The sequence below is a fragment of the Pseudoxanthomonas kaohsiungensis genome, from assembly GCF_010211765.1.
GTDB classification, from domain to species: Bacteria; Pseudomonadota; Gammaproteobacteria; order Xanthomonadales; family Xanthomonadaceae; genus Pseudoxanthomonas; species Pseudoxanthomonas kaohsiungensis.
Window position 1 is genome coordinate 144,110 of the sequence record NZ_PDWO01000008.1, and the last position, 26,820, is coordinate 170,929.

At 70.6% G+C, this 26,820-nt stretch carries 25 protein-coding genes and 1 pseudogene; 19 read left to right on the forward strand and 7 right to left on the reverse strand.

The genetic code is table 11. The features are described 5' to 3' along the window. The first annotated feature begins 155 nt into the window (after positions 1-155). Entirely contained in the window at positions 156-2,324 is a 2,169-nt protein-coding gene (locus tag CSC66_RS10405; protein ID WP_162377322.1) for a methyl-accepting chemotaxis protein, read from the forward strand. A 55-nt stretch (positions 2,325-2,379) separates the two neighbouring features. Here the strand turns inward: CSC66_RS10405 and epmB are convergent, their stop codons facing one another. Then, positions 2,380-3,426, reverse strand: a complete 1,047-nt coding sequence (gene epmB, locus CSC66_RS10410; RefSeq protein ID WP_162377323.1) for an EF-P beta-lysylation protein EpmB — start codon at positions 3,424-3,426, stop codon at positions 2,380-2,382. 118 nt (positions 3,427-3,544) lie between these two features. Here epmB and efp point away from each other — a divergent pair, with 118 nt between their 5' ends. The 6 genes from efp (at position 3,545) to folE2 (ending at position 9,062) form a co-directional block, all read left to right on the forward strand. Beyond that, on the forward strand, positions 3,545-4,111 hold the full coding sequence (efp, locus tag CSC66_RS10415) for an elongation factor P (RefSeq protein WP_162377324.1): 567 nt from the start codon (positions 3,545-3,547) through the stop codon (positions 4,109-4,111). Positions 4,112-4,115: 4 nt separating this feature from the next. Next, on the forward strand, positions 4,116-5,486 hold the full coding sequence (locus CSC66_RS10420; protein ID WP_162377325.1) for a TRZ/ATZ family hydrolase: 1,371 nt from the start codon (positions 4,116-4,118) through the stop codon (positions 5,484-5,486). 26 nt (positions 5,487-5,512) lie between these two features. Further along, a complete protein-coding gene (ubiG, locus tag CSC66_RS10425; RefSeq protein ID WP_162377326.1) occupies positions 5,513-6,256 on the forward strand; it encodes a bifunctional 2-polyprenyl-6-hydroxyphenol methylase/3-demethylubiquinol 3-O-methyltransferase UbiG in 744 nt (247 codons plus the stop codon). 1 nt (position 6,257) lies between these two features. Further along, complete coding sequence (locus tag CSC66_RS10430) at positions 6,258-6,950, forward strand: phosphoglycolate phosphatase (protein WP_162377327.1); 693 nt, start codon at positions 6,258-6,260, stop codon at positions 6,948-6,950. 156 nt (positions 6,951-7,106) lie between these two features. After that, the gene (locus CSC66_RS10435) at positions 7,107-7,832 is read left to right on the forward strand and encodes a squalene/phytoene synthase family protein (protein WP_162377328.1); all 726 of its coding nucleotides are present in this window, start codon (positions 7,107-7,109) and stop codon (positions 7,830-7,832) included. A 291-nt stretch (positions 7,833-8,123) separates the two neighbouring features. After that, positions 8,124-9,062, forward strand: a complete 939-nt coding sequence (gene folE2 / locus CSC66_RS10440) for a GTP cyclohydrolase FolE2 (RefSeq protein ID WP_162377329.1) — start codon at positions 8,124-8,126, stop codon at positions 9,060-9,062. 457 nt (positions 9,063-9,519) lie between these two features. Here folE2 and CSC66_RS10445 read toward each other — a convergent pair whose 3' ends face one another. Genes CSC66_RS10445 through yidD form a run of 3 tightly spaced genes read right to left on the reverse strand, consistent with a single transcriptional unit; the run spans position 9,520 to position 11,947 of the window. After that, a complete protein-coding gene (locus CSC66_RS10445; RefSeq protein WP_162377330.1) occupies positions 9,520-10,356 on the reverse strand; it encodes a M23 family metallopeptidase in 837 nt (278 codons plus the stop codon). Then, positions 10,356-11,702 carry a dihydroorotase gene (locus tag CSC66_RS10450; protein WP_162377331.1) on the reverse strand — a complete coding sequence of 449 codons (1,347 nt, stop codon included), beginning with the start codon at positions 11,700-11,702 and terminating at the stop codon, positions 10,356-10,358. Before CSC66_RS10450 ends, CSC66_RS10445 begins: the two co-directional genes overlap by 1 nt. Continuing rightward, positions 11,699-11,947 (reverse strand): membrane protein insertion efficiency factor YidD, encoded by a 249-nt coding sequence (gene yidD / locus CSC66_RS10455; RefSeq protein WP_162377332.1) that lies wholly within the window; start codon positions 11,945-11,947, stop codon positions 11,699-11,701. Before yidD ends, CSC66_RS10450 begins: the two co-directional genes overlap by 4 nt. A gap of 122 nt (positions 11,948-12,069) precedes the next feature. Here yidD and dksA point away from each other — a divergent pair. Then, positions 12,070-12,814 (forward strand): annotated as a pseudogene (dksA, locus tag CSC66_RS17735) (RNA polymerase-binding protein DksA); the annotation flags it as partial. A gap of 176 nt (positions 12,815-12,990) precedes the next feature. Here the strand turns inward: dksA and CSC66_RS10470 are convergent. The 3 genes from CSC66_RS10470 to cysS all read right to left on the reverse strand — a co-directional run bounded on the left by CSC66_RS10470 (position 12,991) and on the right by cysS (position 16,285). Beyond that, the gene (locus tag CSC66_RS10470) at positions 12,991-14,229 is read right to left on the reverse strand and encodes an MFS transporter (RefSeq protein WP_162377333.1); all 1,239 of its coding nucleotides are present in this window, start codon (positions 14,227-14,229) and stop codon (positions 12,991-12,993) included. Position 14,230: 1 nt separating this feature from the next. After that, positions 14,231-14,668, reverse strand: coding sequence for a SufE family protein (locus tag CSC66_RS10475; RefSeq protein WP_162377334.1), 438 nt, complete (start codon positions 14,666-14,668; stop codon positions 14,231-14,233). Positions 14,669-14,839: 171 nt separating this feature from the next. Then, positions 14,840-16,285 (reverse strand): cysteine--tRNA ligase, encoded by a 1,446-nt coding sequence (gene cysS / locus CSC66_RS10480; protein WP_162377335.1) that lies wholly within the window; start codon positions 16,283-16,285, stop codon positions 14,840-14,842. A gap of 157 nt (positions 16,286-16,442) precedes the next feature. Between cysS and CSC66_RS10485 the strand changes: the two genes are divergently transcribed. The 11 genes from CSC66_RS10485 (at position 16,443) to proB (ending at position 26,685) form a co-directional block, all read left to right on the forward strand. Beyond that, complete coding sequence (locus CSC66_RS10485; RefSeq protein WP_162377336.1) at positions 16,443-16,973, forward strand: hypothetical protein; 531 nt, start codon at positions 16,443-16,445, stop codon at positions 16,971-16,973. Between the two features lie 318 nt (positions 16,974-17,291). Further along, a complete protein-coding gene (locus tag CSC66_RS10490) occupies positions 17,292-18,299 on the forward strand; it encodes an N-acetylornithine carbamoyltransferase (RefSeq protein WP_162377337.1) in 1,008 nt (335 codons plus the stop codon). A 39-nt stretch (positions 18,300-18,338) separates the two neighbouring features. Further along, the gene (locus CSC66_RS10495; RefSeq protein WP_162377338.1) at positions 18,339-19,544 is read left to right on the forward strand and encodes an argininosuccinate synthase; all 1,206 of its coding nucleotides are present in this window, start codon (positions 18,339-18,341) and stop codon (positions 19,542-19,544) included. 12 nt (positions 19,545-19,556) lie between these two features. Then, the gene (locus CSC66_RS10500; RefSeq protein ID WP_162377339.1) at positions 19,557-20,021 is read left to right on the forward strand and encodes a GNAT family N-acetyltransferase; all 465 of its coding nucleotides are present in this window, start codon (positions 19,557-19,559) and stop codon (positions 20,019-20,021) included. A 4-nt stretch (positions 20,022-20,025) separates the two neighbouring features. Beyond that, complete coding sequence (locus tag CSC66_RS10505; RefSeq protein ID WP_162377340.1) at positions 20,026-20,466, forward strand: GNAT family N-acetyltransferase; 441 nt, start codon at positions 20,026-20,028, stop codon at positions 20,464-20,466. A 41-nt stretch (positions 20,467-20,507) separates the two neighbouring features. Beyond that, positions 20,508-21,608 carry an acetylornithine deacetylase gene (locus tag CSC66_RS10510; RefSeq protein WP_162377341.1) on the forward strand — a complete coding sequence of 367 codons (1,101 nt, stop codon included), beginning with the start codon at positions 20,508-20,510 and terminating at the stop codon, positions 21,606-21,608. A 49-nt stretch (positions 21,609-21,657) separates the two neighbouring features. After that, complete coding sequence (locus CSC66_RS10515) at positions 21,658-22,983, forward strand: acetylglutamate kinase (protein ID WP_162377342.1); 1,326 nt, start codon at positions 21,658-21,660, stop codon at positions 22,981-22,983. A gap of 9 nt (positions 22,984-22,992) precedes the next feature. After that, complete coding sequence (argC, locus tag CSC66_RS10520; protein WP_162377343.1) at positions 22,993-23,949, forward strand: N-acetyl-gamma-glutamyl-phosphate reductase; 957 nt, start codon at positions 22,993-22,995, stop codon at positions 23,947-23,949. Positions 23,950-23,952: 3 nt separating this feature from the next. Beyond that, a complete protein-coding gene (argH, locus tag CSC66_RS10525; protein ID WP_162377344.1) occupies positions 23,953-25,245 on the forward strand; it encodes an argininosuccinate lyase in 1,293 nt (430 codons plus the stop codon). Then, a complete protein-coding gene (locus CSC66_RS10530; RefSeq protein WP_274381862.1) occupies positions 25,242-25,523 on the forward strand; it encodes a YciI family protein in 282 nt (93 codons plus the stop codon). The genes argH and CSC66_RS10530 overlap by 4 nt, the downstream gene beginning before the upstream one ends. Positions 25,524-25,527: 4 nt before the next feature. Then, a complete protein-coding gene (proB, locus tag CSC66_RS10535) occupies positions 25,528-26,685 on the forward strand; it encodes a glutamate 5-kinase (protein ID WP_162377345.1) in 1,158 nt (385 codons plus the stop codon). The last annotated feature ends 135 nt before the right edge of the window (positions 26,686-26,820 follow it).

Consider the following 26,820-nt stretch of genomic DNA (forward strand, 5'->3'; position numbering starts at 1 on the left):
CCTCCGTATCGGCGGCGTCATAACGCAGCTTTAACGGATTGGAGCCCGGCTCCTGAACGCCGTTCAGGCAGCGGATTCAAGCAACCGGCACGCCATGCCGATACCCACGCCGGACGGCACCGTCCGCCGCCCGTCCGCCTGCCCGGAGTTCTCCCATGTCGTCCGTTCGTGGAAGCTTCAAGAAGCTTCCCCTGCCCAAATTCGCCGTGGCGCCGGTCGTGAACTCGGCCTCGCGCCGGCTGCGCTTCCTGTCGATCCGCAGCAAGATCCTGCTGCTGCCGGCGATCGCGCTGGCCGGCCTGCTCGGCTACTTCCTCTACTCGGCGCTGGTGCTGCGCGCCAACACCGAAACGCTCGACGGGTTCGCCGGCCGCACGCTGCCGGTGATGACGCTGGCCGCGCAGGCCAACCAGGGCCTGGTGGAGACCCAGGGCCTGTTCACCCAGGCGCTGGGCGATCGCGACGAGTTCCTGATCGAGGATGCCAACAAGCAGGCGGCCATCACCCGCGAGCGCCTGCAGCAGATCAAGGCCACCGACCCGGCCTACGCCGCGCGCATGGACAAGCTGGCCGCGCTGTGGGACCGCTACGTCGAACGCAGCGGCACGGCGGTGACGGGGATGATCGCCGGCAGCGGCGACATGGAGGCGTTCCAGGCGCTGGCCGCCGAGAAGCAGGCCGCGTTCGAGGAAGTGCGCAGCGAGCTGGCGCGCCTGGCCAAGGACAGCGAGGCCTCCTCGCAGGCGGCCCTGGCCGGCGCCACCGCGCGTTCGCGCGGCGCATTGCAGGTGGGCCTGGCGATCGTGCTGGTGCTGGGCTTGCTGGCGGTGGTCGCCGTGGTCCTGGTCGACGCGGCGATCCGCCATCCGATCGAACGCCTGGACCAGGCGATCGCCGAGGTCGCCCGCGGCAACTTCGGCGTGCGCGTGGAGGCCGAGGGCCGCGACGCCATCAGCGCGATGTGCCATTCCTTCAACCGGCTGCTGGAGGCGCTCAACGCCGCCATCGCCGAGTCCAACGACGTGCTGGCCGCGGTCGGCCGCGGCGATTTCGGCCGCCGCGTCGACGCCGACCTGCCTGGCGACCTGGCCCGGCTCAAGGCCGGCGTGAACGCCAGCGCCGACAGCGTGCAGAAGACGATGGAGGCGCTGGACGCGGTGATGGACGCGATGGCCCGCGGCGACTTCTCCGCGCGCATGAGCCAGGACGTGGAAGGCGGATCCAGGGCCAAGGTCGATCGCGCGATGGGGTTGTTGCAGCAGTCGCTGGGCGCGCTGGAGCAGGCGCTCAGCGGCGCGGCCGACGGCGACTTCTCGCAGCGCATCGACGCGCAGCTGCCGGGCGACCTGGACCGGCTCAAGGGCGCGGTCAACCGGTCGCTGGAGGCGCTGGAAGCGGCCTTCGACGAGATCGGCGACACCACCCGGGCGCTGGCCGAGGGCGACCTCACCCGGCGCATCCGCAGCGACTACCGGGGCACGCTCAAGGCCTTGACCGACGCCCTCAACCGCGCGCTGGACAGCGTCTCGCAGGTGATCCGCGAGGGCATCTACAACGCCGACGAAGTGGGCGTCGGCATCGAGGAAATCGCGCGCGGCAACGCCGACCTGTCCGGCCGCACCGAGCGCCAGGCCAGTGCGCTGCAGGAAAGCGCGGCCAGCATCGAGCAGCTGCTTGCCGCCGCGCGCAATGCCGCCGACAACAGCCGGCAGACCAGCGGCCTGACCCATGGCGTGCTGGACAATTCGCGCCATGGCGTGCACGTCGCCGGACAGGCCAGCAGCTCCATGGTGTCGATCACCGAGGCCAGCCGGCGCATCGGCGAGATCATCTCGCTGATCGATTCGGTCGCCTTCCAGACCAACATCCTCGCGCTCAACGCGGCGGTGGAGGCTGCGCGCGCCGGCGAGCACGGCCGCGGCTTCGCCGTGGTCGCCACCGAAGTGCGCAGCCTGGCGCACCGGACCGCGACCTCGGCCAAGGAGATCCGCGACCTGATCGCCGACGCCACCGCACGGGTCGGCGAAGGCAGCGGGCTGGTCGACGAGTCGCGCCGGCAGCTGGAAGCCATCGCGCAGTCCAACGAAACCATCGCCGGCCTGGCGCAACAGGCGGCCGATTCGGCCCAGGAGCAGTCGCAGGGCCTGCAGCAGCTGAGCCGCTCGGTCGGCGACCTGGAGTCGGTCAACCAGCAGAACAGCGCGCTGGTGGAGGAAGTGGCCGCCGCCAGCGCCTCGTTGCGCGAACGCGCGCAGGCCTTGCGCGCGGCGATGGCGCAGTTCCGGCTGCAGCCGGAAGCCGAGCAGACGATGCGGGCGGCCTGAACCGGCCCGCCGGCGGCGGTCCCGGCAGCGGCGTGCCACTGCCAGGCCCGAAGTCCTACAGGGGCCGCTTGCCGGTGTCGCCCGGTATCTCGCGGACCAGCTTCGGCACCAGGTAGCCGGAAAGGCGCGCGGCCAGCGCCGCGTGCAGCGCCCGGGCTTGCTCGTCCGGAACCTCGAAATGGGCCACGCCCTGGACCCGGTCGAGCTGGTGCAGGTAGTACGGCAGCACGCCGGCGGCGAAGCAGCGCTGCGACAGGTCGGCCAGCGCGTCGACGTGGTCGTTCACCCCGCGCAGCAGCACGGCCTGGTTCAGCAACTGGACGCCGGCGCCGCGCAGCGCCGCCAGCGCCGCATCGACGGAAGCGTCGAACTCGTTGGCATGGTTGGCATGGATCACGAACGCCACCGGCCAGGGCAGGGCTGACAGCCAGTGCAGCAGCTCGGCATCGACGCGCTCGGGCAGCACCACCGGCAGCCGGCTGTGGATGCGCAGGCGCCGCAAGTGCGGGATCGCCGCCAGCCGCGCGGTCAGTTCGGCCAGTTTGGGCGTGGCCAGCGACAGCGGGTCGCCGCCGGAGAGGATGACCTCGTCGATCGACGGATCTTCGGCGATCGCCGCCACCGCCGCGGCCCAGCCGTCGCGCGCGGCGGTCTCCTCGGCGTAGGGGAAATGGCGGCGGAAGCAGTAGCGGCAGTGCACCGCACAGCTGCCGGTGGCCACCAGCAGCGCCCGTCCCCGGTACTTCTGGATGACGCCCTCCGCCTTCCGGGCCGCGCCGTCGCCGACCGCGTCCAGGCTGAACCCCGGCACGATCCGCTCCTCCAGGTCGACCGGCAGCACCTGGCGCAGCAGCGGATCGGCCAGGTCCCCCGGCCGCATGCGGGCGACGAAGCCGCGCGGCACGCGCAGCGGGAATCCGGCTGCAGCGGCGTCGGAAATCCCCGCTGCGGCGGCGTCCAGCCCCAGCAGCCCCAGCAGCTCGCGCGGGTCGCGCACGGCGTCGCGCCACAGCCGCTGCCAGCGCGGCGCGGAGGCGGGGCTGGCGGTGGCGGCCGCCGGAAGCGGTTCCGGCTGCAGGGGCAGGGGGGCTGCAGGTATCATGGGCGGTCTGTGAGACGCCTGCCGGGCTCCGGTGGCGCGCTTTCGATGAAGATGCCCGCATTCTAACTGCCCGGCCGCCGTCTTCCGCGGTGGCCCTGCCATACCCCAAGGAGTTCCCATGGCCTCTTACGGCATGAACGACGTCAAGAACGGGATGAAGATCCTGGTCAACAACGAACCCTCGATCATCACCGACACCGAGTACGTCAAGCCGGGCAAGGGCCAGGCCTTCACCCGGGTGAAGTACCGCCAGATCCGCACCGGCCGCGTGCAGGAAATCACCATGAAGTCGACCGACTCGGTGGAAGCGGCGGACGTGGTCGACACCGACATGCAGTACCTGTACTCCGACGGCGAATACTGGCACTTCATGCAGCAGGAGACCTTCGAGCAGGTCCAGGCCGACAAGGCCGGCGTCGGCGATGCGGCCAAGTGGCTCAAGGGCGAGGAGCAGTGCGTGGTGACCCTGTTCAACGGCAATCCGATCCAGGTCACCCCGCCGAACTTCGTCGAACTGAAGATCGTCGAGACCGATCCGGGCGTGAAGGGCGACACCGCCGGCACCGGCGGCAAGCCGGCCACCCTGGAGACCGGCGCGGTCGTGCGCGTGCCGCTGTTCGTCGCCCAGGAAGAGGTGATCAAGGTCGACACCCGCTCGGGCGAATACGTCTCGCGCGTGAAGTAAGCCGATGACCGAAGCCGGCCTGCACGACGCCTCCGAACCGCAGGCCCGCGACCTGCAAGCGTGTGACCTGCTCATCGAAGCGGGCTGGGTGGTCCCGGTCGAACCGCACGGCGTGGTCCTCGAGGACCACGCCGTCGCCGTTTCCGGGGGCAGGATCGTGGCCGTGCTGCCGACCGCGCAGGCGCGTTCGCGGTTCGCCGCCGCCGAAGTGGTGCAGCGCCCGGACGCGGTGCTGATTCCCGGCCTGGTCAACGCGCACACCCACAACCCGATGACCCTGCTGCGCGGCATCGCCGACGACCTGCCGCTGATGACCTGGCTGCAGCAGCACATCTGGCCGGTGGAAGCGGCCGTCATCGGGCCGGAGTTCGTCGCCGACGGCATGGCCCTGGCCATCGCCGAGATGCTGCGCGGCGGCACCACCTGCGCCAACGAGAACTACTTCTTCCCCGACGTGCAGGCGGCCGTGTACAAGCGGCACGGCTTCCGCGCCCTGGTCGGCCTGCCGGTGATCGACTTCCCGACCGCCTGGGCCAGCAGTTCCGACGAGTATTTCGACCGCGCCGGCGAGGTCCACGACCAGTGGCGCGGCGACGCGCTGGTCGGCACCGCGTTCGCCCCGCATGCGCCCTACACCGTCAACGATGCCAACTTCGAGCGCATCCGCATGCTGTCGGACCAGCTCGACGTGCCGGTGCACCTGCACACGCACGAGACCGCGCAGGAGATCGCCGACTCGATCCGCGACCACGGCCAGCGGCCGCTGGCCCGGCTCGACCGCCTCGGCCTGGTCAACGACCGCCTGATCGCGGTGCACATGACCCAGCTGACCGAGGCGGAGATCCACCTGTGCGCCGAGCGCGGCGTGTCGGTGGCGCACTGCGCCGAATCCAACCTCAAGCTGGCGTCGGGCTTCTGCCCGGCCTGCGCGCTGCAGCGGGCGGGCGTCAACCTGGCGATCGGCACCGACGGCTGCGCCAGCAACAACGACCTGGACATGTTCGGCGAGATGCGCACCGCCGCGCTGCTGGCCAAGGCCGTGGCCAACGACGCCACCGCGCTGGATGCGGCCAGCGCATTGCGCGCGGCCACGCTGGGCGGCGCGCGCGCGCTGGGCTTCGGCGAACGCACCGGTTCGATCGAACCGGGCAAGGAGGCCGACCTGGTCTGCGTGGACCTGTCCGAGCTGGAAACCCAGCCGCTGCACCACGTGCTGTCGCAGCTGGTCTATGCGACCGGCCGGCAGCAGGTGAGCGACGTCTGGATCGCCGGCCGCCGCAAGCTGGACCAGCGCGAGCTGGTCGACATCGACACCGCCGCCCTGATCGCCAACGCGCGGCAGTGGCGCACGCGCATCGCCGCGCTGGGCCACTGAGCCGGCCCACGCAGGAGGACTTTCCAGTGAGCGAAACGAGCCAGGCCGCCCCCGGGGCGCCGCACAACTACCACCAGGCCGAGCTGGACAAGTTCGCCGCCCTGGCCAACCGCTGGTGGGATCCGGACGGCCCGCAGCGCGCACTGCACGTGCTCAATCCGGTCCGCCTGGACTACGTCAGGCAGCGCCTGGCACCGAACGGACTGCAGGGCAGGCACGTCCTCGACGTCGGCTGCGGTGGCGGCCTGCTCAGCGAGGCGCTGGCCCGCGCCGGCGCGCAGGTGACCGCGATCGACCTGGCCCCCGAGCTGGTCAAGGTCGCGCGCCTGCACACGCTCGAGTCGGGCGTGCAGGTCGACTACCAGGTCAAGGCGGTGGAAGTGCTGGCGGCCGAGCGCCCGGGCAGCTTCGATGCCATCACCTGCATGGAGATGCTCGAACACGTGCCCGACCCGGCCTCGATCATCGCCGCCTGCGCCACGCTGTTGCGTCCCGGCGGGCGCCTGTTCCTGTCCACGCTCAACCGCACGCCGGCCGCGTTCGCGCTGGCCATCGTCGGGGCCGAGTACGTCGCGCGCCTGCTGCCCAGGGGCACGCACCGCTACGCCGATTTCATCAAGCCTTCGGAGATGGCGGCATGGCTGCGCGAGGCAGGCCTGCAGATCGAGGACGTCAGCGGCCTGTTCTACGACCCGCTGCGCCAGCGCGCGCGCCTGTCGTCTCGCACCGAAGTGAACTACCTGGCCTGCGCGCGCAAGGCGGAGGCCTGAGATGGCCGACGCTTCGATGACGAGGCGCTTCCCGCGCGTGGCCCTGTTCGACCTGGACGGCACCCTGCTGGACAGCGCGCCGGACATGCTCGCCACCGCCAACCGCATGCTCGCCGCGCGCGACCGCGCACCGACCACCCTGGCGATGCTGCGCCAGCACGTGTCCAAGGGCGCGCGGGCGATGGTCGCGGCGACCTTCCCCGAACTGGACGAGGCCGGCCGCGACGCGCTGGTGCCGGAGTTCCTGCAGGTGTACCGCGAGGAGCTGGGTCGGCACAGCGTGCTGTTCGACGGCGTCGCCGCGATGCTGCAGGCGCTGGAGGACGATGGCGCGCGCTGGGGCATCATCACCAACAAGGCCGAGTACCTGGCCCGCGATGTCGTCGCCGGGCTGGAATGGGAGTCGCGCTGCGCGGTGCTGGTGGGCGGCGACACCTATCCCGAGAAGAAGCCGCATCCGCTGCCGCTGCTGGAAGCGGCACGCCAGCTGGGGGTTGCCCCGTCCGACTGCGTATACGTGGGCGACGACGAACGCGATGTGGTCGCCGCGCGCGCGGCCGGCATGCCCTCGATCGCGGTGACCTGGGGCTACCGCCTGGACGACGAGGATCCGGAAACCTGGCAGGCCGAGGCGATCGCCCGTGAGCCGCTGGAACTGCTGGACCCGGCGGCCTGGCCGCGCACCATCCTGTAGGCGCTGATTCATCGGCGACCCGACGCCGCGTGGTTGCCGGTGCTCTCTCCTGGCCGGCGTCCTCGGGTCGCCGATGAATCGGCTCCTACAAAAAGCTGACATGCCGTGAACCAGGGCAGCCTCCCTGGGCCACGGCACGAATCCCCCCTGAACCCCATGACCACGCCCACCGCCCTCGACAGCTTCCTCGACAAATGGCGCAGCCGCTGGCCGGAATGGGCGGTGGCCGAGGTATTCGTCCCCGAGGACCGGCGCGCTGCCACGCTGGCCTGGTTCGCGCTGCTCCAGGAGTTCGACGACATCCTCAACATCGCCGGCGACCCGCTGCCGGCCGACGCCAAGCTCGGCTGGTGGGGCACCGAGCTGCGCGACTGGTCCACGCACCGCTCGCGCCATCCGCTCGGCCGCCTGCTCGAACCGGTGCCCGCGCCCTGGTCGGCGCTGGCCGACGCGCTGCCCACCCTGGTCGCCGCGCGCGAGCGCCCGGCCGATGGCGCCGCGGCGCTGGCCGCGCTGGCGGGTTACGGCGGGGCAGTGGCCGCGGTCGAGGCGTCCGTGCTCGGTGGAACGCCACCGCAGGCGCAGGCGATCGCCGCGCAGGTGCTGGCCACCCGGCTGGCCGAGGCCGGGCTGCAGGCGGTGCCGCAGGCACGGCAACCGGGCGACGCCGATGCCACCGCGGCCCGCGAGCGGGCCCAGCGCGACTGGGCCGCCGAGTTGCTGGCCGCCTGGCCGGCCAAGGCGGGCGGGTCGCCCGCACGCCGCATGTGGGGCGCTTTCGCCCGCCATCGCCTCGGACGGTTCGCGCAGGGGCACGTGCCGCAGCCGGGCCGGCAGCCATTGGGCCTGCTGTGGCGGGCCTGGCGCGCCGCGCGGGGATGAGTGGGCCGGATTGGCCGGACGGGCCGGACAGGGAGCAGGGCACGCGTTTCCTTTCCCGCCCCGGCGTTGCGTGCGACAGTCCGTTGCATGGCGTTCGGGGGCCGGCAGGACCGCAGCAGCTACAATCCGCTCCGGAATCCGTCCCAGACCGGTCCTGATTCGGCGGCCTGACCTGAAGGCCCCGTACCCGGCGCCCGCCCCGGCACGAAGTTCCAGAGGCTCGTTCCGCAAGCCGCATCGCCGGTTCGCGGATCGGCGCCACTCCCCCCGATCCTGCGCAAGCCAAAGTCCATGTCCGTTCCCGCCTCCGGTTCCCACGCCGCCTCGTTGCCCGACGTCGCCCAACAGCCCGCCACCCTGGCGCGGCCGCTGGACTGGGTCGGCATGGAAGGCATCGCCATTCCCGTGCGCGTCTCCGACGGCGCCGGCGGGCATGTCCAGGTCGCCGCGCAGGTCGACCTGTCGGTCGACCTGAAGCAGGCCGGCGAGCGCGGCATCCACATGTCGCGGCTGTACATGCGCCTGCAGGAAGAGCTCGCGCGCCACGAGGTCACCCCGGCCGGCCTGCGCCACGTCCTGCAGGCCAGCATCGATTCGCAGGCTGGCCTGTCCGGCAGCGCGCGGCTGCGGCTGCGCTACGAGGCGCTGCTATTGCGCCGCGCGCTGCGCAGCGACAATGCCGGATGGAAGCGCTACCCGGTCCAGATCGAGGCGCTGCTGGAAAACGGCCACCTCAAGCTGGTGCTCGGCTTCGGCGTCGAGTACTCCAGCACCTGCCCATGCTCGGCGGCGCTGTCGCGGCAGGCCAATGCCGAACGCTTCGCCGAGGACTTCGCTGGCGCCCATCCCATCTCCACCGGCGTGGTCCGCGACTGGCTGGCCTCCGAGCGCGGCATGGCCGCCACCCCGCACGCGCAGCGCAGCGAGGCCAAGGTGAGAGTGGAGCTGCGCCCGCAGTTCGACGAGCTGCCGCTGGTGGCGCTGGTCGACGCGCTGGAAGCCTCGCTGGGCACGCCGGTGCAGACGGCGGTCAAGCGCGAGGACGAACAGGCCTTCGCCATGCTCAATGCGGCCAACCTGATGTTCTGCGAGGATGCGGCCCGTCGCGTGGCCTCGGTGCTGTCGGCCGACCCGCGGATCGAGCGCTACGAGGCCACCGTTTCGCACTTCGAAAGCCTGCATCCGCACGACGCGGTGGCCAGCGTGAGCGGTCGCGGCCCGACACCCTGATCCGCCGCCTGCACCCCACGTAGAGCGGGGCTTGCCCCGCTGCTCCTGGCCGGTGTCGTACGGAAGCAGCCGGGCAAGCCCGGCTCTACGGACGTATCCGTACCGCCACCAGGTCGATGCGGACGTCGAACCGCGCCACGATGCGGACGAACCGCCTGGATGGAAAACGCGCCGCCGCGCGCGCGTCGATGGGTTGCCGGTGCGTTTGTTACGGGCGCTCCAGCACCAGCAGCGGGTCGATGCGGACGTCGAACCGCGCCACGATGCGGATGAACCGCCTGGATGGAAAACGCGCCGCCGCGCGCTGCGTCGGTGGGTTGCCGGTGCGTTTGTTACGGGCGCTCCAGCACCAGCAGCGGGTCGATGCGGACGTCGAACCGCGCCCCGATGCCGATGAACCGCCTGGAGGGACGAACGCGCCGCCGCGCGCTGCGTCGGCAGGTTGCCCGCGCTGTTGTTACGGGCGCTCGAGCACCAGCAACGGATCGATGCGGACATCGAACCAGTTCATCCCCCAGTGCAGGTGCGGCCCCGTCGCCCGGCCGGTCGCGCCGACCGCTCCGATCGTCTGCCCCTGCGCGATGCGGTCCCCCACCTTCACGTCGATCCGCGACAGGTGCAGGAAGTTCGAGCTGATGCCGAAGCCGTGGTCCAGCAGCACGGTGCCGCCGGTCAGGTACAGGTCCGGCGCGGCGAAGGTGACCACGCCGGCGGCCGGCGCCTTCACCGGGGTCCCGGTGGGTGCGGCGATATCCATGCCCGAATGCGGCGAACCCGGCTTGCCGTTGTAGACCCGCTGGTTGCCGAAGCGGCCGCTGACCCGCCCCTGCAAGGGCCAGGCGAAGCGCTGGGCGAAGTCGGCGCGGTCGTCGTCGCGCGCGCGCGCGGCCACGACCTGCGCCTGCTCGCGGCGGATGCGTTCGGCGATCTCCGGCGGTGGATCGACCGTCTTCGGCGGCACGCCGTCGACGCGCTGCACCGGCCAGTCGCGCGCGCTGACGGCAATGCTCGCCTCGCTGCGGCTGCCGTCCGGGCGCACCACCGTGACCGTGACCGGTCCGGCCTCGTCGCGGCCGATGCCGAACACCACGGTGCCATAGCCGGTCGTGCGCAGCGTGCGCCGGGCGTACTCCACCCGGCTGCCCGGCGGGACCTTGCCGAGCACCATCGCGCCCTGCGGCGCGCTGGCGGGGAACACCACGCGATCGTCGGCCTGCGCGGCCGCGGGGCGGGGCAGGGAGGCGGCGAGCAGGGCGAGCGCCAGCAGGCTGCCGGCGCGGCGCGTGCCCGCCATCAGCGGTCGAATTCCAGCCGCTGGCCGGCCGGCGTGCCGATCAGTTCGCGGCCGTTCCAGACCAGCCGGCCGTTGACCCAGGTCGCACCGATCCGGGAACGGAACGTCGTGCCCTCGAACGGCGACCAGCCACACTTGGACAGCACGTCCTCGCGGCGCACCGTCAGCGGCTCGTCGTCGACCAGGACCAGGTCGGCCCAGTAGCCTTCGCGCAGGTAACCGCGCTCCTTGACGTCGAACAGCTGCGCCGGCGCGTGGGCGGTCTTCTGCACGACGCGGGTGATGTCCATGCGCTTCTCGTGGACCAGCTCGATCGCCGCCAGCAGCGCGTACTGCACCAGCGGCAGGCCCGAGGGCGCCTGCAGGAACGGCTTCTGCTTCTCTTCCAGCGTGTGCGGCGCGTGGTCGGTGGCCAGCACGTCGATCACGTCGTCGACCAGCGCCTTGATCAGCGCCTCGCGATCGGAGGCGTCCTTGATCGCCGGGTTGCACTTGATCAGGTTGCCCAGCCGCGCGTAGTCGGCGCGGTCGAAGCGCAGGAAGTGCACGCAGGTCTCGGCGGTGATGCGCTTGCGCGCACCATCGGGGTGGACCAGCGGGCCGCGCTGGAACAGGGCCAGTTCGTCGGTGGTGGAGATGTGCAGCACGTGCAGGCGCGTGCCGTGCTTGCGCGCCAGCGACAGCGCCAGGCGGGTCGACTTGATGCAGGCCTCGCGCGAGCGGATGTCCGGGTGCATCTCCGGGGTCAGGCCATCCTCGCCGTACTTCGCCTTGAACTCGGCGAGGGTGCGGTCGATGGTCGGCGTGTCCTCGCAATGGGTGATGATCGGCGTCGGCGCCTCGCGGAAGATGCCGTCCAGGGTCTCGGGATTGTCGACCAGCATGTTGCCGGTGGAGGCACCCATGAACACCTTGATCCCCGGGGCGGACTTGGGGTCGAGCGTGCGCACCGCCTCGAGGTTGTCGTTGCTCGCGCCCAGGTAGAAGCCGTGGTTGCCCCAGGCGCGGCCCCTGGCCAGGGCGTACTTGGCTTCCAGCGCCGCCGCGTCGAGCGTGGGCGGGTTGGTGTTGGGCATGTCCATGAAGCTGGTCAGGCCACCGGCCACGGCGGCCGCCGACTCGCTGGCGATGTCGCCCTTGTGGGTCAGTCCCGGTTCGCGGAAATGGACCTGGTCGTCGATCATGCCCGGCAGCAGCCAGCGGCCGGCGGCGTCCACCACCTTCTCGCCGGCGCGTGCCTGCAGGCCGCTGCCGATCGCGGCGATGCGCCCGTTCTCGATGCGCAGGTCGCCGTCGAACTGGCGGCCTTCGTTGACCAGGCGGGCGTTGGTAATCAGGGTGGTCATCGATGGTGTCCCGTGCAGGAGCAGGAAGGGGAGTGGCCGGGCTTTTCCGGCACCGGATCGACGCCGCCGGGATGCAGCGGGTGGCATCGCGCCAGCCGCCGCGCCGCCAGCCAAGCGCCGTGCCAGGCGCCGTACCGGCCGATGGCCTGCATCGCGTACTCCGAGCAACTGGGCACGAAGCGGCAGCGCGGGCCGAGCAGGGGACTGATGAAGCGCTTGTAGCCGCGCAGCAGCAGGATGAGCATGCGGTCGATCACCCGCTCATGATACCCGTGGGCGTATAAGGTTGCCCGGTCCGGTGCCGTGAGCTATAAAGGCCCGCTTTCCCGGGAACGGGAAAAACCTCAGAGAGGAACCTTCGTACGTGGCTGCCAAGAAACCCGTGAAGAAGGCCGTCAAGCCGGCCAAGAAGCCCGCTGCTCCCGCCAAGAAGGCTGTCGCCAAGAAGGCTGTCGCCAAGAAGCCCGCTGCCAAGACTCCGCAGAAGGGCGGCAAGACCGCCGCGGCAGCCAAGCCCGCCAAGAAGCCCGCGCCCAAGCCGGCGGCGAAGAAGGCGGTGAAGGCTCCGGCCAAGCCGGTCGCCAAGGCGGCCAAGAAGGTCGCCAAGGCGCCGGCCAAGAAGGTTCCCGCCAAGACCGCGCCCGCCAAGAAGGCGCCGGCGCCCAAATCCGCCAGCAAGCCGGCATCCAGGCCGGCTGCCAAGCCCGCTGCTGCCGAAGGGTTACCGCCCGACGGCGGACGAGGAATACATGAGCCCCCTCCAGCAGGAATACTTCCGCCAGCGGTTGCTGCAGTGGCGCGGCGACCTGGTGGAGGAATCCAAGCAGACCATCGAGAACCTCAAGGACGAAGTGCGCGACATCGGCGACGAGGCCGAGCGCGCCACCCGCGAGACGGAGAACTCGCTGGAGCTGCGCACCCGCGACCGCTACCGCAAGCTGATCGGCAAGATCGACAGCACGCTCAAGCGCCTTGAAGCGGGCGACTACGGCTACTGCGTCGACACCGGCGAGGAAATCGGCCTGGAACGCCTGGAGGCGCGCCTCACCGCCGAGCGCACGATCGACGCGCAGGAACGCTGGGAGCACCTGCAGAAGCAGCAGGGCGAATAAGCGCCGGCCGCCGCTGCCAGGCGATCCGCGAAGCCCGCCCACCGGCGGGCTTCGTGCTTTCTGCATTGCTGCCGCAGCATGCCACCTTGCGGGAGCCGATTCGTCGGCGACCCGACGCCGTCGGCTCAGGCGACTCCCTCGTAGTCCAGGCGCTCGTGTCGCCGATGAATCGGCTCCTACAGGTTCCGCAGGTCCAGCCGCCGCAGGCGCGGCGCCTTGAGCGCGGTGACGCCGACCACGCCCAACGTGACGAAGCCACCGAGGACCACCGCCGGCACCAGGCCGAGCAGCCGCGCCATGGATCCGGCATAGAACGCGCCCAGCTCGTTGGACGATCCGATGAAGATGCCATTGATCGACGCCACCCGACCGCGCATGCCGTCGGGCGTGACCAGCTGCATGATCGTCGAGCGCAGCACCACCGATACGCCGTCGCAGATGCCCGACATCAGCAGGAACAGCGCCGACAGCCAGAAGTGCCGCGACAGGCCGAAGCCGATGATGCACACACCGAACCCGGCCACCGCCCACAACAGCAGCCGCCCGGCATGGCGGCCCGGTGGACGCCGAGCCATCACGATGCCCACCGCCACCGCGCCCAGCGCCGGCGCACCGCGCAGGATGCCCAGGCCTTCCGGGCCGTAATGCAGGATTTCGGTGATGAACGCCGGCGCCAGCGAGATCGCGCCGCCGAACAGCACCGCGAACAGGTCCAGCGCCTGGGCGGCGAGCATGATCTGGTTGTTGAACACGAAGCGCAGGCCCACGCCGATGCTGGCGAATACCGGCGCGCGCGGTCCGTCGGCGCGCGGTTCGGCCACCCGCAGCCATAGCAGTACCGCCCCGGCGGCCAGCGCGAGCACCGCGGCCAATGCGTAGGCGGCGGTCTTGCCGGCCCAGCCGACCGTCAACCCGCCCAGTGCCGGGCCGCAGACCAGGGCGGTCTGGAAGGCGATGCTGCCGATGCTGGCGCCGCGCGCGAACTGCTCGCGGCGAAGCACCTGGGCGAACAGTGCGGTGTAGACCGGCGTCAGGAACGAGCGCACCAGCCCGGTCAGCACGATCGCCGCATAGATCGGCCAGGTCCGGCCCGGCGCCAGGTGGCCGGCCGAGATGGCGGCGAGCAGCAGCGCGGTGCTGGCCAGCCCGGCGCAGGCCAGCGCGCCCAGGCGGCGCTTGGGCAGGTGGTCGACCAGGTAGCCGGCGAACAGCGCCATGCCGATGTACGGCACCACCTCGGCCAGGCCGACCAGGCCCAGCGCGAACGGATTGCGGGTCAGCTCGTAGACGTGCCAGCCGACGGTGACCGCGACGATCTGGTAGGACAGGATCGCGCACAGGCGGTAGCCGAGCAGGACGCGATAGCCGGGCTCGCGCAGCGGCGAAGTCGCTACCGGGCCGGGTGCGGCATCCACCTCAGGCCTGGCGGCGCGCGGTGTCGCGGATGAAGGCCAGCAGCGCGGCGAGGCCGTTGCTGCGGGTCGGCGACAGGTGCCTGGCCAGGCCGATGTCGGCGATGTAGTCCGGTTCGGTGGCCAGGATCTCGGCGGCCGAGCGGCCCGAGTAGACCCGCAGCGCCAGGAAGATGAGGCCCGAGACGATCGCCGAGTCGCTGATGGCGTGGAAGTCCAGGCGCTGCGCATCGCCCTGCGGCACGATCCAGACCAGTGACTGGCAACCCAGCAGCCGGTGCTCCTCGGTCTTCCACGCGTCGGGGAACGGCGGCAGCTTGCGGCCCAGGTCGATCAGGTACTGGTAGCGCTCGGACCAGTCGGCGAAGAACGCGAACTCCTCCTTGATCGCGGCCTGGGCCTGCGCGGCGGTGGGTTCGAGCGGGAAGGGGCTATCGGTCATGGGGTCGGGTCTGCGTGGGGGCAGTTCTGGTGGTTGCGTTCTACTTGCAGGAGCCGGGGAGACCGGACATGCGTCCGTGGGAAGCGCCCGCGACGCGACGGTCATGGGCCAGGCGACGCCTGCATGGTTCCAACGCCCGCGTCGCCAGCAAGCTGGGCTCCTGCAGGTCCGTCAGCCGCGCTTCCAGCGTACGCCCTGCGGCGTGTCTTCGAGCAGGATGCCTTCGGCGGCGAGCTGGTCGCGGATCGCATCGGCGCGGGCGAAATCGCGCGCCTTCTTCGCCGTGGCACGCTCGTCGACCAGCGCCTGGATGCGCGCGTCGTCCTCGTCGGAGGCGCCGCGGTTGAACCAGGTGCCTGGGTCTTGCTGGAGCAGCCCCAAGGCCAGCCCGGCCGCGCGCAGCTTGCCCGCCAGGGCTGCCAGTTCCCTGATGCGATCCGGGTCGGGCTGGCCGCCTGCATGCGCCAGTTCGGTTCGAAGCTGGCGTGCTGCTGCGCCAAAGCCCGCCAGGACGGAGAGGGCCTTCGGCGTATTCAGGTCATCGTCCAGTGCAGCCTCGATCTCCGCGGGTATCTTCCCGTCCTGGAGCTCCGGATCACCTGCGCCACGCGGAATGCTGGGAAGTCCCAGCGCGTCGCAGTCCCGCAGCGTGCCGTAAAGGCGGTCCAGCGTGTTGATGGAGCTTTCGATCAGCGCATCCGACCAGTCCAGCGGCTGCCGGTAATGGGCCGACAGCAGGGCGTAGCGCAGCGCCTCGGGCGGGTGCCGGCGCACCAGGTCGTGGACCTTCTCGATGTTGCCCAGCGACTTGCTCATCTTGGCGCCGCCGAAGTTGAGCATGCCGTTGTGCAGCCAGAAGCGGGCGAACACCGCGCCGCCGTGCGCGCATTGGCTCTGCGCGATCTCGTTCTCGTGGTGCGGGAACTGCAGGTCGATGCCGCCGGCGTGGATGTCGATGGTCTCGCCCAGGTGCGCGGCGGCCATGGCCGAGCACTCGATGTGCCAGCCCGGACGGCCGCGGCCCCAGGGCGAATCCCAGCCGGGCAGGTCGCCGGTGGAGGGCTTCCAGAGGACGAAGTCGCCCGGATCGCGCTTGTACGGGGCCACTTCGACCCGCGCACCGGCGAGCATCTCCTCCGGATCGCGGCGGGAGAGCTGGCCGTACTGCGGGAAGCTGGCGACCGAGAACAGCACGTGGCCTTCGGCCGCGTAGGCATGGCCGGAGTCCACCAGCTGCGCGATCATCGCCACGATCTGTGGCATGTGGGTGGTGACTTCCGGCTCGATGTCCGGGGCCACCACGCCCAGCGCCGCCATGTCCTCGCGGTAGGCGGCGGCGAAGCGACCGGTGATCGCCGAGATCGGCACGCCCTGCTCGGCGGCGGCGGCGTTGATCTTGTCGTCCACGTCGGTGATGTTGCGGGCGTAGCGCAGGGCGCCATGGCGCCGGCGCAGCAGCGCGGCCAGCACGCCGAACACGACCGGGCCCCGCGCGTTGCCGATGTGCACGTAGTTGTAGACCGTCGGCCCGCAGACATACATGGTCGGGCAGGCCGGATCGAGCGGCTCGAAGGCCTCGACCTGGCGGGAGAGGCTGTTGTACAGGCGCAAGGGCATCGGCACGGGCGGCGAGACGGGCGGGCCGTGGATTCTAGCGTGCCCGGGCATGCCTGCCGGTCCGGGCCGGCAGGCGATGCGGCGCACGGGCACGGTTCAGCGGGCTGCAAGCCGCCTCGCCTACACTGTGCGCTGGACTATGTCGTCACCGGACCCGATGCGCCGCTTGCTGGAGTTGACACTGCTGTGCACGGCCTGCTGCGTCCTGCCGCCGGCCCTGGCGCAGGAAGCGGGCGAGGGCCGGGACGACGGCCGTATCCGCGTGGTCCCCGCCGAGAACGTCAAGATCGAGTACGCGCAGGTGCTGCGCGTGGAGCCGGTCTACCAGACCCTGCGCGCCTCGCGCACCGAGGAACGCTGCGACGAGCCGGCGCCGGCCGCCAAGGAGCAGCCGGCCGGCGAACCGAAGGACCCGGGGGTGTTCACGCGCATGTTCGACTCGGTCAAGGGCATGTTCACCGACGAGAAAGAAGCCCCGCCCGCGGCGCCTGCGCCCGTGCCGCCGCGCAACTGCCGGCTGGTCCAGGTCGATCGCCAGTTCCAGCGGCCGATCGCCTACGACGTCGACTACGTCTACAAGGGCACCAAGTACCGGTCGCGCCTGGCCGAAGACCCGGGCAACCGCCTTCGCATCCGCGTCTCGGTCACGCCCTGGGAAGCGGACGCGCCGTTGCCGGCGACCCCCTGAGTCCGCGGCAGTCCGGCGGCTCGGCCGCCGCACGCTTGCGCGCCCGCCAGCACGCGTGCGACCATGCCCGACCCATGAATACCGACCTGCAGCCGCACGCCGCAAGCGCCGCCCGGATGGCCTCCGGGATGACCTCGCGCGCGCGTCGACCGGAATCCCACATTTCCGCTGGGTGACCGGGGCGTCGTGCTGTCCGTTCGGAAAACCCAGCCCCCGGCTGGGTTTTTTCGTTTCCGGGCCGGCAAAAGTTTCAGTCGCAAGAAAACCGCAGCAGCCAGGCCCGGCCACCGGGCATCCACCACCGCAAGGGAACGATCGATGCCGCTCAAGCACTTCCTCAACACCCAGGACTGGAGCCGTCCGGAGCTGGACGCGCTGCTGACCCAGGCCGCGCTGTTCAAGCGCAACAAGCTCGGCGGCGAGCTCAAGGGCAAGTCGATCGCGCTGGTGTTCTTCAACCCGTCCATGCGCACCCGCACCAGCTTCGAGCTGGGCGCGTTCCAGCTCGGCGGCCACGCCATCGTGCTGCAGCCCGGCAAGGATGCCTGGCCGATCGAGTTCGACCTGGGCACGGTGATGGACGGCGATACCGAGGAGCACATCGCCGAAGTGGCCCGCGTGCTGGCCCGCTACGTGGACCTGATCGGCGTGCGCGCGTTCCCGAAGTTCAAGGACTGGCGCTACGACCGCGAGGACCACGTGCTCAAGGCGTTCGCGAAGTACTCGACCGTGCCGGTGATCAACATGGAGACGATCACCCATCCGTGCCAGGAGCTGGCCCACGCGCTGGCGCTGCAGGAGCACTTCGGGACCTCCGACCTGCGCGGCAAGAAGTACGTGCTGACCTGGACCTACCACCCCAAGCCGCTGAACACCGCGGTGGCCAATTCCGCGCTGACCATCGCCACCCGCCTGGGCATGGACGTGACCCTGCTGTGCCCGACGCCCGAGTACGTGCTCGACGAGCGCTACATCGGCTGGGCGAAGGACAACGTCGCCGAAAGCGGCGGTTCGTTTCTGGTCAGCCACGACATCCAGTCCGCCTACGCCGGTGCCGACGTCGTCTACGCCAAGAGCTGGGGCGCGCTGCCTTACTTCGGCAACTGGGAGCCGGAAAAACCCATCCGCGACCGGTACAAGCACTTTATCGTCGACGAGGCCAAGATGGCCCTGACCAACAACGGCGTGTTCTCGCACTGCCTGCCGCTGCGCCGCAACGTGAAAGCGACCGACGCGGTGATGGATTCGCCCAACTGTATCGCCGTCGACGAGGCCGAGAACCGCCTGCACGTGCAGAAGGCGGTGATGGCCGCGCTGGTTCCCTGATCCCGCTTCCCTGTCCACGTACCCCACGGAAACACCCCAATGAGCAGCCCGAACACCTCCCGCGACATCGTCCTGGCCTTCTCCGGCGGCCTGGATACCAGCTTCTGCGTCCCCTACCTGAAGGAGCAGGGCTGGAACGTGCACACCGTCTTCGCCGACACCGGCGGGGTCGACGCCGAGGAGCGCGCCTTCATCGAAGCGCGCGCGACCGAGCTGGGCGTGGCCAGCCACGTGACCGTCGATGGCGGCGAGGCGATCTGGAGTGGCTTCGTCAAGCCGTTCGTCTGGGCCGGCGAGGGCTACCAGGGCCAGTATCCGCTGCTGGTTTCAGACCGCTACCTGATCGTCGATGCGGCGCTGGCGCGCGCGGCCGAACTGGGCACCAATGCGATCGCCCACGGCTGCACCGGCATGGGCAACGACCAGGTGCGCTTCGACCTGGCGGTCAAGGCGCAGGGCGACTACCGCATCGTGGCGCCGATCCGCGAGATCCAGAAGCAGCACACGCAGACCCGCGCCTACGAGCAGAAGTACCTGGAGGAACGCGGCTTCGAAGTGCGGGCCAAGCAGAAGAGCTACACGATCAACGAGAACCTGCTCGGCGTGACCATGTCCGGCGGCGAGATCGACAAGTGGGAGGCCCCGGGCGAGGGCGCCCGCGGCTGGTGCGCGCCGCGCGCGGCCTGGCCGGCCGAGCCGCTGCAGGTCACCCTGAAGTTCGTCAACGGCGAGGCGGTGGAACTGGACGGCAAGCCGCTCGAGGGCGCGAAGATCCTGGCCAGGCTCAACACCATGTTCGCCCAGTACGGCGTCGGCCGCGGCATGTATACCGGCGACACCGTGATCGGCCTGAAGGGCCGGATCGTGTTCGAGGCGCCGGGCATCACCGCGCTGCTGGCGGCGCACCGCGCGCTGGAAGAGGCGGTGCTGAGCAAGCAGCAGAACCGCTTCAAGCCGGAGGTGGCGCGCAAGTGGGTGGAGCTGGTCTACGAAGGCTTCTACCACGATCCGCTCAAGGCCGACCTGGAAGCGTTCCTGGCGACCTCGCAGTCGCAGGTCAACGGCGAGGTGGTGCTGGAAACCCGCGGCGGCCGCGTGGACGCGGTGGCGATCCGTTCGCCGCACATCCTCAACGCCAAGGGCGCGACCTACGCGCAGTCGGCCGACTGGGGCGTGGAGGAGGCCGAGGGCTTCATCAAGCTGTTCGGCATGAGCAGCACCCTGTGGGCCGAGGTCAACCGCTGAGGCGATGACCCGGTGAGCGAGGCGACCGCCAGCTTCGAGGTGCGCAACGCCGGCCTGGACGACCTGCCGGCGCTGGCCGCGCTGTTCGACGGCTACCGTGTGTTTTACGGGCAGCCGTCCGATCCGGTGCGTGCCGGCGCGTTCCTGCGCGAGCGGCTGGAGCGTGGCGATTCGCACCTGCTCCTGGCGATGGATGCCCGGGGCGGCGCGCTCGGCTTCGTCCAGCTGTATCCGTCGTTCACTTCGGTGGGTACCGCGCCGATCGAGATCCTCAACGACCTGTTCGTCGACCAGGCCGCACGCGGCGTCGGCGTGGCCCGTGCGCTGTTGCGCAGGGCCGCCGACGACGCGCGTTCGCGCGGGGCGGTGAAGCTGGTCCTGTCGACCGCGCTGGACAACACGTCGGCCCAGTCGCTCTATGCCAGCGAAGGCTGGGAGCGCGACACCGGCTTCGTCGAGTACGCCAGGAAGCTCTAGGCCCATGGACGCATTGCGCATCAGTACCGACCGCGGCGAGCTGGACGTCGGCATGGTCCACCGGTTCCTCGCCGAAGACGCGTACTGGAGCCGAGGCATCCCGCGCGACGTGGTCGAGCGCGCCATCGCCGGGTCGCTGTGCTTCGGTGGCTACCTGGAGGGCGCCGGGCAGGTGGCCTTCGGTCGCGTCGTCACCGATTCGGCCACCTTCGGCTACCTGGCCGACGTATTCGTGCTGCCGGCCCATCGCGGCCATGGCCATGGCCGTACGCTGGTCGCGGCGATGCTGGCGCATCCGCAACTGCAGGGTCTGCGCCGGCTCATGCTGGCCACCTCCGATGCGCATGGCCTGTACGCCGGGTTCGGCTTCGAGGCCGCCAGGCCCGGCAAGCTGATGGAAATCGTCCACCCCGATCCTTACCGCACCGCGCCTGCCGCGGCCTGACCCGACCCGTCCCACCAGAACGCTGCCGCATCGCACCGACCATGACCGACCTGCTCGACGCCACCCTCGCGCACCTGGACAAGCTGGTGTCCTTCGACACCCGCAATCCGCCGCGTGCCATCGCCGCCGAGGGCGGGATGTTCGGCTACCTGCGCGCGAACCTGCCGGGTTTCAATGTCGAGGTGATCGACCACGGCGCCGGCGCGGTCAGCCTGTACGCGGTGCGCGGCACGCCGAAGTACCTGTTCAACGTGCACCTGGACACGGTCCCGGACTCCCCGCACTGGAGCGCAGACCCGCACGTGATGCGCCGGCTGGACGACCGCGTGGTCGGCCTGGGCGTGTGCGACATCAAGGGCGCGGCGGCCGCGCTGGTGGCCGCGGCCAACGCCGGCGACGGCGACGCCGCTTTCCTGTTCTCCTCCGACGAGGAGGCCAACGATCCGCGCTGCATCGCCGCGTTCCTGGCGCGCGGAATTCCGTACGAGGCAGTGCTCGTGGCCGAGCCGACCATGGGCGAGGCGGTGCTGGCCCACCGTGGCATCTCCTCGGTGCTGATGCGGTTCACGGGCCGCGCCGGCCACGCCTCCGGCCAGCAGGATGCCGCCGCCAGTGCGCTGCACCAGGCGGTGCGCTGGGGCGATCGCGCGTTGGACCACGTGCAGTCGCTGGCGCATGCGCGCTTCGGCGGGCTGACCGGGCTGCGCTTCAACATCGGCCGCATCGAGGGCGGGATCAAGGCCAACATGATCGCGCCGGCGGCCGAGCTGCGTTTCGGTTTCCGTCCATTGCCTTCGATGGACATCGACCAGCTGCTGGCGACCTTCGCCGGTTTCGCCGAACCGGCGGCCGCGCATTTCGAGGAGACGTTCCGCGGGCCGAGCCTGCCCTCCGGAGACATCGCCCGCGCGGAGGAGCGGCGCCTGGCCGCGCGCGACGTCGCCGACGCGCTGGAGCTGCCGATCGGCAACGCCGTCGACTTCTGGACCGAGGCCTCGCTGTTCTCCGCCGGCGGCTACACCGCCCTGGTGTACGGCCCGGGCGACATCGCCCAGGCCCATACCGCCGACGAGTTCGTGACGCTGGCGCAGCTGCAGCGCTACGCCGAGTCGGTCGACACGATCATCAACGGCGGGCGCTGATCCACGCCTTTCCCCATCTCCCACGACATCCCCGGCAGACCCGACCTACGTGAACGTTCCCGCGACCCAGACCCAGACCCGCCAGACCATCGTGCGCCTGCTCTCGAGCATGGCCAGCGCGAAGGAGATCAGCCAGTACCTCAAGCGCTTCTCGCAGCTGGACGCCAAGCGCTTCGCCGTGGTCAAGGTCGGCGGCGCGGTGCTGCGCGACGACCTGGAGTCGCTGACCTCTTCACTGACCTTCCTGCAGGAAGTGGGCCTGACCCCGATCGTGGTGCACGGCGCCGGCCCGCAGCTGGACGAGGAGCTCTCGAAGGCCGGGATCGAGAAGAAGACCGTCAACGGCCTGCGCGTGACCACGCCCGAGGCGCTGGCGATCGTGCGCCGGGTGTTCCAGGCCTCCAACCTGCAGCTGGTCGAGGCGCTGCAGCAGGCCGGCGCGCGCGCCACCTCGATCACCGGCGGCGTGTTCGAGGCCCGGTACCTGGACCGCGACACCTACGGCCTGGTCGGCGAGGTGCAGGCGGTGAACCTGGCGCCGATCGAGGCCAGCCTGCAGGCCGGCTCGATCCCGGTGATCGCCAGCCTCGGCGAGACCGCCGGCGGGCAGATCCTCAACGTCAACGCCGACTTCTCGGCCAACGAGCTGGTGCAGGTGCTGCAGCCGTACAAGATCATCTTCCTCACCGGCACCGGCGGCCTGCTGGACGAAGAGGGCAAGGTGATCGATTCGATCAACCTGTCCACCGAGTTCGAGCACCTGATGCAGCAGCCGTGGATCAACGGCGGCATGCGGGTGAAGATCCAGCAGATCAAGGACCTGCTCGACCGCCTGCCGCTGACCTCGTCGGTCTCCATCACCCGCCCGGCGGACCTGGCCAAGGAGCTGTTCACCCACAAGGGTTCGGGCACGCTGGTGCGCCGCGGCGAGAAGGTGCAGCGTGCCACCTCCTGGGACCAGCTCGACCTGCCGGCGCTCAGGACCCTGATTGAATCCAGCTTCGGCCGCCAGCTGCTGCCGGACTACTTCGAACGCACGCCGCTGCTGCGGGCCTACGTCAGCGAGAACTACCGCGCCGCGGTGATCCTGGTCGACACCCCGGAAGGCGTCTACCTGGACAAGTTCGCCGTGCTCGACGACGCGCAGGGCGAAGGCCTGGGCCGGGCGGTGTGGAACGTGATGCGCGAGGAGACGCCGGGCCTGTTCTGGCGTTCGCGCCACCACAACCAGGTCAACATCTTCTACTACGCCGAGTCCGACGGCTGCATCAAGCAGGAGAAGTGGAAGGTGTTCTGGTACGGCATCGACGGCTTCGACCGGATCGAACGCTGCGTGGCCCATTGCGCCATCCGCCAACCGACCCTGCTGGGCTGAGGAGCGACCATGACGACGAAGAAGACCCTGGGCATCGTCGGCGCGCGCGGCCACACCGGCGCCGAACTGATCCGGCTGGTCGACGCGCATCCGGGACTGGAACTGGCGTTCGTGTCCTCGCGCGAGCTGGCCGGCCAGCGCGTGGCCGACCACAACGACGCCTACCGCGGCGAACTGCGCTACGAGAATGTCAGCCATGAGCAGGTCGCGGCCAAGGGCGCGGACGTGGTGGTGCTGGCATTGCCCAACGGCAAGTCCGCCGAGATCGTGGCCGCGATCGACGCGGCCGCGCCGCAGACGCTGGTCGTGGACCTGTCGGCCGACCACCGTTTCGACCCGGCCTGGTACTACGGCCTGCCGGAGATCACCCGCGGCCGCTATACCGGCCAGAAGCGGATCAGCAACCCGGGCTGCTACGCCACCGCGATGCAGCTGGCGATCTGGCCGATGCTCGAGTACCTGGCCGGCCCGCCGCAGTGCTTCGGCGTGTCCGGCTATTCCGGCGCCGGCACCACGCCCTCGGACAAGAACAACATCGAGCTGCTGCGCGACAACCTGATGCCGTACTCGTTGGCCGACCACCTGCACGAGCGCGAGGTCTCCGCGCAGCTGGGCGTGCCGGTGGAGTTCATGCCGCACGTGGCGCCGCACTTCCGCGGCATCACCCTGACCGCCAACCTCTGGCTGCGCGAACCGGTCACCGTGGACTGGGTCCGTGCGCGCTACGAGCAGCGCTATGCCGGCGAGCCGCTGGTGGACGTGGTCGAGCCGGCGCCTTGGGTGAGCCGGATCGCCGGCCGCCACGGCGTGGAGATCGGCGGCTTCACCGTGGCCCCGGGCGGCAAGCGCCTGGTGGTGGTGGCCACGCTGGACAACCTGCTCAAGGGCGCGGCCACCCAGGCCATGCAGAACATCAACATCGCGCTGGGCTTCGACGAGCTGGCGTCGATCCCGGTGGAGGAGTAACCCGTGGCAGACCTGTTGTGGCAGAAGCCCGGCGTGGCGGTGGATGCGCAGATCCAGCGCTTCCTGGCCGGCGACGACGTGATCCTGGACCGCGAGTTCTTCCTGCATGACATCGCCGCCAGCCGCGCGCACGCGCAGGGGCTGCAGCGCATCGGCATCCTCTCCCAGGGCGAGCTGGAAGGCCTGGAGCGTGAACTGGCGATCCTGGCCGACGACTTCCGTTCCGGTGCGTTCGTGCTGGACGAATCCTACGAGGACGGCCACTCGGCGATCGAGGCGCGGCTGACCCAGCGCCTGGGCGACGCCGGCCGCAAGATCCACACCGGCCGCAGCCGCAACGACCAGGTCCTGGTCGCCACGCGACTGTGGCTGAAGGAGAAGCTCGCGCGGGTGGCTACCTTGTCGCGCGAGATCGCCAAGGTTGCCCTCGATCGCGCCCAGGCCGAAGCGGCGCTGCCGGTACCCGGCTATACACACATCCAGCGCGCCGTGGTGTCCTCGGCCGGCATGTGGTGGGCCGGCTGGGCCGAAGCCTTCATCGACGACGCCGTGCGCGCGGCCGACACGCTGAAGCTGGTCGATGCCAACCCGCTGGGCACCGCCGCCGGCTACGGCGTCAACCTCAAGCTGGACCGCGGGCACACCACCGCCGCGCTGGATTTCGCGCGGATGCAGGTATCGCCGGTCTACGCGCAGCTGTCGCGCGGCAAGTTCGAGCTGGCCGCGCTGGAGGCGCTGGGCAGCGCGACCCTGGACCTGCGCCGCATCGCCTGGGACCTGTCGCTGTTCACCAGCGCCGAGTTCGGCTTCGTCGCGCTGCCGGCGCAGTACACCACCGGCAGCTCGATCATGCCCAACAAGCGCAACCCGGACGTGATCGAGCTGATGCGCGCCACCCATGCCAGCGTGGCGGCCGCGCGCACCGAGATCGAACAGCTGCTGTCGCTGCCGTCGGGCTACCACCGCGACCTGCAGGCCTCCAAGGGCGCGATCTTCCACGGCTTCGGCCGTGGCCTGGCCGCGCTGGAACTGCTGCCGGCGCTGCTGGCCAACCTGGAATGGCGCGAGGACGGGCTGCGCGCGGCGATCGATTCGGGCATGTACGCTACCGACGTGGCGGTGGAGGCGGCCGTCGCCGGCGTGCCGTTCCGCGAGGCCTACAAGGCCGCCGCCGCGTCGGCCGATTCGGCCGGGCAGGGGCGTACGCCGGAAGGCAGCCTGGCCGCGCGCGTGTCGCCCGGTTCGGCCGCCGACCTGCGCCTGGACGAACTGCGCACCCGCTGGGAGGCCCTGTGAGCACGACGACGCGTTACCTGGTGCTGGCGATGCGCCGGCCGCAGTTCGACGAGTCAGTGGTGGCGCCGCACCTGGCCTGGCTGGAGGAGCTGCGCGCGCGCGGCCAGCTGGCCATGACCGGCGGCTTCGCCGACCGCAGCGGCGGCGCCTACGTGCTGGAGAACGTGGCCAGCCTCGCCGATGCGCAGGCGATCGCCGCCACCGACCCACTGGCCACGACCGGCAGTTCCGACCTCACGGTGCACGAATGGAACACTCGCGCCTGGAGCGCAATCTGAGCGCATGAACGCCGATCCCGCCGACCACGCCGCTACCCGGAACGTACAGGTCCTGCCGCCGTGGCGGCGGGCGGTGCTTAAGGTCGGCAGCAGCCTGCTGGCCGCCGACGGCGGCGGGCTGTCGCCGCGCTTCGCGCTGGGGCTGGCCCAGTTCGTGTCGGCCAGCCAGGCCGCCGGCCGCGAAGTGGTGATCGTGTCCTCCGGCGCGGTCGCCGCCGGAAGGGCGATCCTGCCCCGCGTCGAGGAAGCCGGCGCGGCGATCGCCGCGCGGCAGGCGCTGGCCGCGCTCGGCCAGGCGCAGCTGATCGGCCTGTGGCAGCGCTTCTTCGAGCGCCCGGTCGCGCAGGTGCTGCTGACCCACGACGACCTGCGCAACCGCCGCCGCTACCTCAACGCGCGGGCCACGCTCAACGAACTGCTGCGGTTGGGCGCGCTGCCGGTGGTCAACGAGAACGACACGGTCTCGGTGGACGAGCTCAAGCTCGGCGACAACGACAACCTGGCGGCGATCGTCGCCGTGCTGATCGATGCCGAGGTGCTGTTCATCGCCACTGACATCGATGGCCTGTTCGACGCCAATCCGCGCACCCATCCGCTGGCCAACCTGGTGCCCGAGGTGAGCGAGCTGACCCCGGAGGTGCTGGCCATGGCCAGTGGCAGCGGCAGCGAGGTCGGCACCGGCGGCATGCGCACCAAGCTGGAAGCGGCGTCCAAGGCCGGGGCCGCCGGCATCGACACGATCCTGTTCAACGGCCGCCGCGCCGACGTGGTCCGCGCACTGGGCCAGGACCGGCTCGAAGGCACCCGCATCCGCGCCGCGCGCAGCCGGATCGCCGCGCGCAAGTACTGGCTGCGGCACGCGCCGGTGGAGCCGGGCGCGATCGTGGTCGACGCCGGCGCCGCCGCGGCGCTGGTGCAGAAGGGCGCCTCGCTGCTGCCGGGCGGGATCGTCGCCGCCGACGGCGACTTCCGCCGCGGCGACATGGTCGAGGTCGTGCTGCGCGACGAGGACGGCGAGCGCCGGGTCGCCCGCGGCATCAGCCAGTACTCGGCGATCGACGTGCGCCGCATCGCGCGCCGCCATTCGCGCGAGATCGAGGCGGTGCTGGGCTACAACTACGGCGGCAACGTGATCCACCGCGACGACCTGGTGCTGTTGTAGGAGTCGATTTATCGGCGACACGACGCCTTGGGCACAGGCGACGCACCTGTTATCCCGACGCCCGTGTCGCCGATAAATCGGCTCCTACAAAGCGGCAGCCGCCTGCCTACAATCGATCCACATCTTCCGGCCCGG

Excerpts from the sequence above, each read along its gene's own strand:
- CSC66_RS10405 (WP_162377322.1), top strand. The coding sequence starts at position 156 with ATGTCGTCCGTTCGTGGAAGCTTCAAGAAGCTTCCCCTGCCCAAATTC.
- epmB (WP_162377323.1), bottom strand. The coding sequence starts at position 3,426 with ATGATACCTGCAGCCCCCCTGCCCCTGCAGCCGGAACCGCTTCCGGCG.
- efp (WP_162377324.1), top strand. The coding sequence starts at position 3,545 with ATGGCCTCTTACGGCATGAACGACGTCAAGAACGGGATGAAGATCCTG.
- CSC66_RS10420 (WP_162377325.1), top strand. The coding sequence starts at position 4,116 with ATGACCGAAGCCGGCCTGCACGACGCCTCCGAACCGCAGGCCCGCGAC.
- CSC66_RS10430 (WP_162377327.1), top strand. The coding sequence starts at position 6,258 with ATGGCCGACGCTTCGATGACGAGGCGCTTCCCGCGCGTGGCCCTGTTC.
- CSC66_RS10435 (WP_162377328.1), top strand. The coding sequence starts at position 7,107 with ATGACCACGCCCACCGCCCTCGACAGCTTCCTCGACAAATGGCGCAGC.
- folE2 (WP_162377329.1), top strand. The coding sequence starts at position 8,124 with ATGTCCGTTCCCGCCTCCGGTTCCCACGCCGCCTCGTTGCCCGACGTC.
- CSC66_RS10445 (WP_162377330.1), bottom strand. The coding sequence starts at position 10,356 with ATGGCGGGCACGCGCCGCGCCGGCAGCCTGCTGGCGCTCGCCCTGCTC.
- CSC66_RS10450 (WP_162377331.1), bottom strand. The coding sequence starts at position 11,702 with ATGACCACCCTGATTACCAACGCCCGCCTGGTCAACGAAGGCCGCCAG.
- yidD (WP_162377332.1), bottom strand. The coding sequence starts at position 11,947 with ATGCTCATCCTGCTGCTGCGCGGCTACAAGCGCTTCATCAGTCCCCTG.
- CSC66_RS10475 (WP_162377334.1), bottom strand. The coding sequence starts at position 14,668 with ATGACCGATAGCCCCTTCCCGCTCGAACCCACCGCCGCGCAGGCCCAG.
- cysS (WP_162377335.1), bottom strand. The coding sequence starts at position 16,285 with ATGCCCTTGCGCCTGTACAACAGCCTCTCCCGCCAGGTCGAGGCCTTC.
- CSC66_RS10485 (WP_162377336.1), top strand. The coding sequence starts at position 16,443 with ATGCGCCGCTTGCTGGAGTTGACACTGCTGTGCACGGCCTGCTGCGTC.
- CSC66_RS10490 (WP_162377337.1), top strand. The coding sequence starts at position 17,292 with ATGCCGCTCAAGCACTTCCTCAACACCCAGGACTGGAGCCGTCCGGAG.
- CSC66_RS10495 (WP_162377338.1), top strand. The coding sequence starts at position 18,339 with ATGAGCAGCCCGAACACCTCCCGCGACATCGTCCTGGCCTTCTCCGGC.
- CSC66_RS10505 (WP_162377340.1), top strand. The coding sequence starts at position 20,026 with ATGGACGCATTGCGCATCAGTACCGACCGCGGCGAGCTGGACGTCGGC.
- CSC66_RS10510 (WP_162377341.1), top strand. The coding sequence starts at position 20,508 with ATGACCGACCTGCTCGACGCCACCCTCGCGCACCTGGACAAGCTGGTG.
- argC (WP_162377343.1), top strand. The coding sequence starts at position 22,993 with ATGACGACGAAGAAGACCCTGGGCATCGTCGGCGCGCGCGGCCACACC.
- proB (WP_162377345.1), top strand. The coding sequence starts at position 25,528 with ATGAACGCCGATCCCGCCGACCACGCCGCTACCCGGAACGTACAGGTC.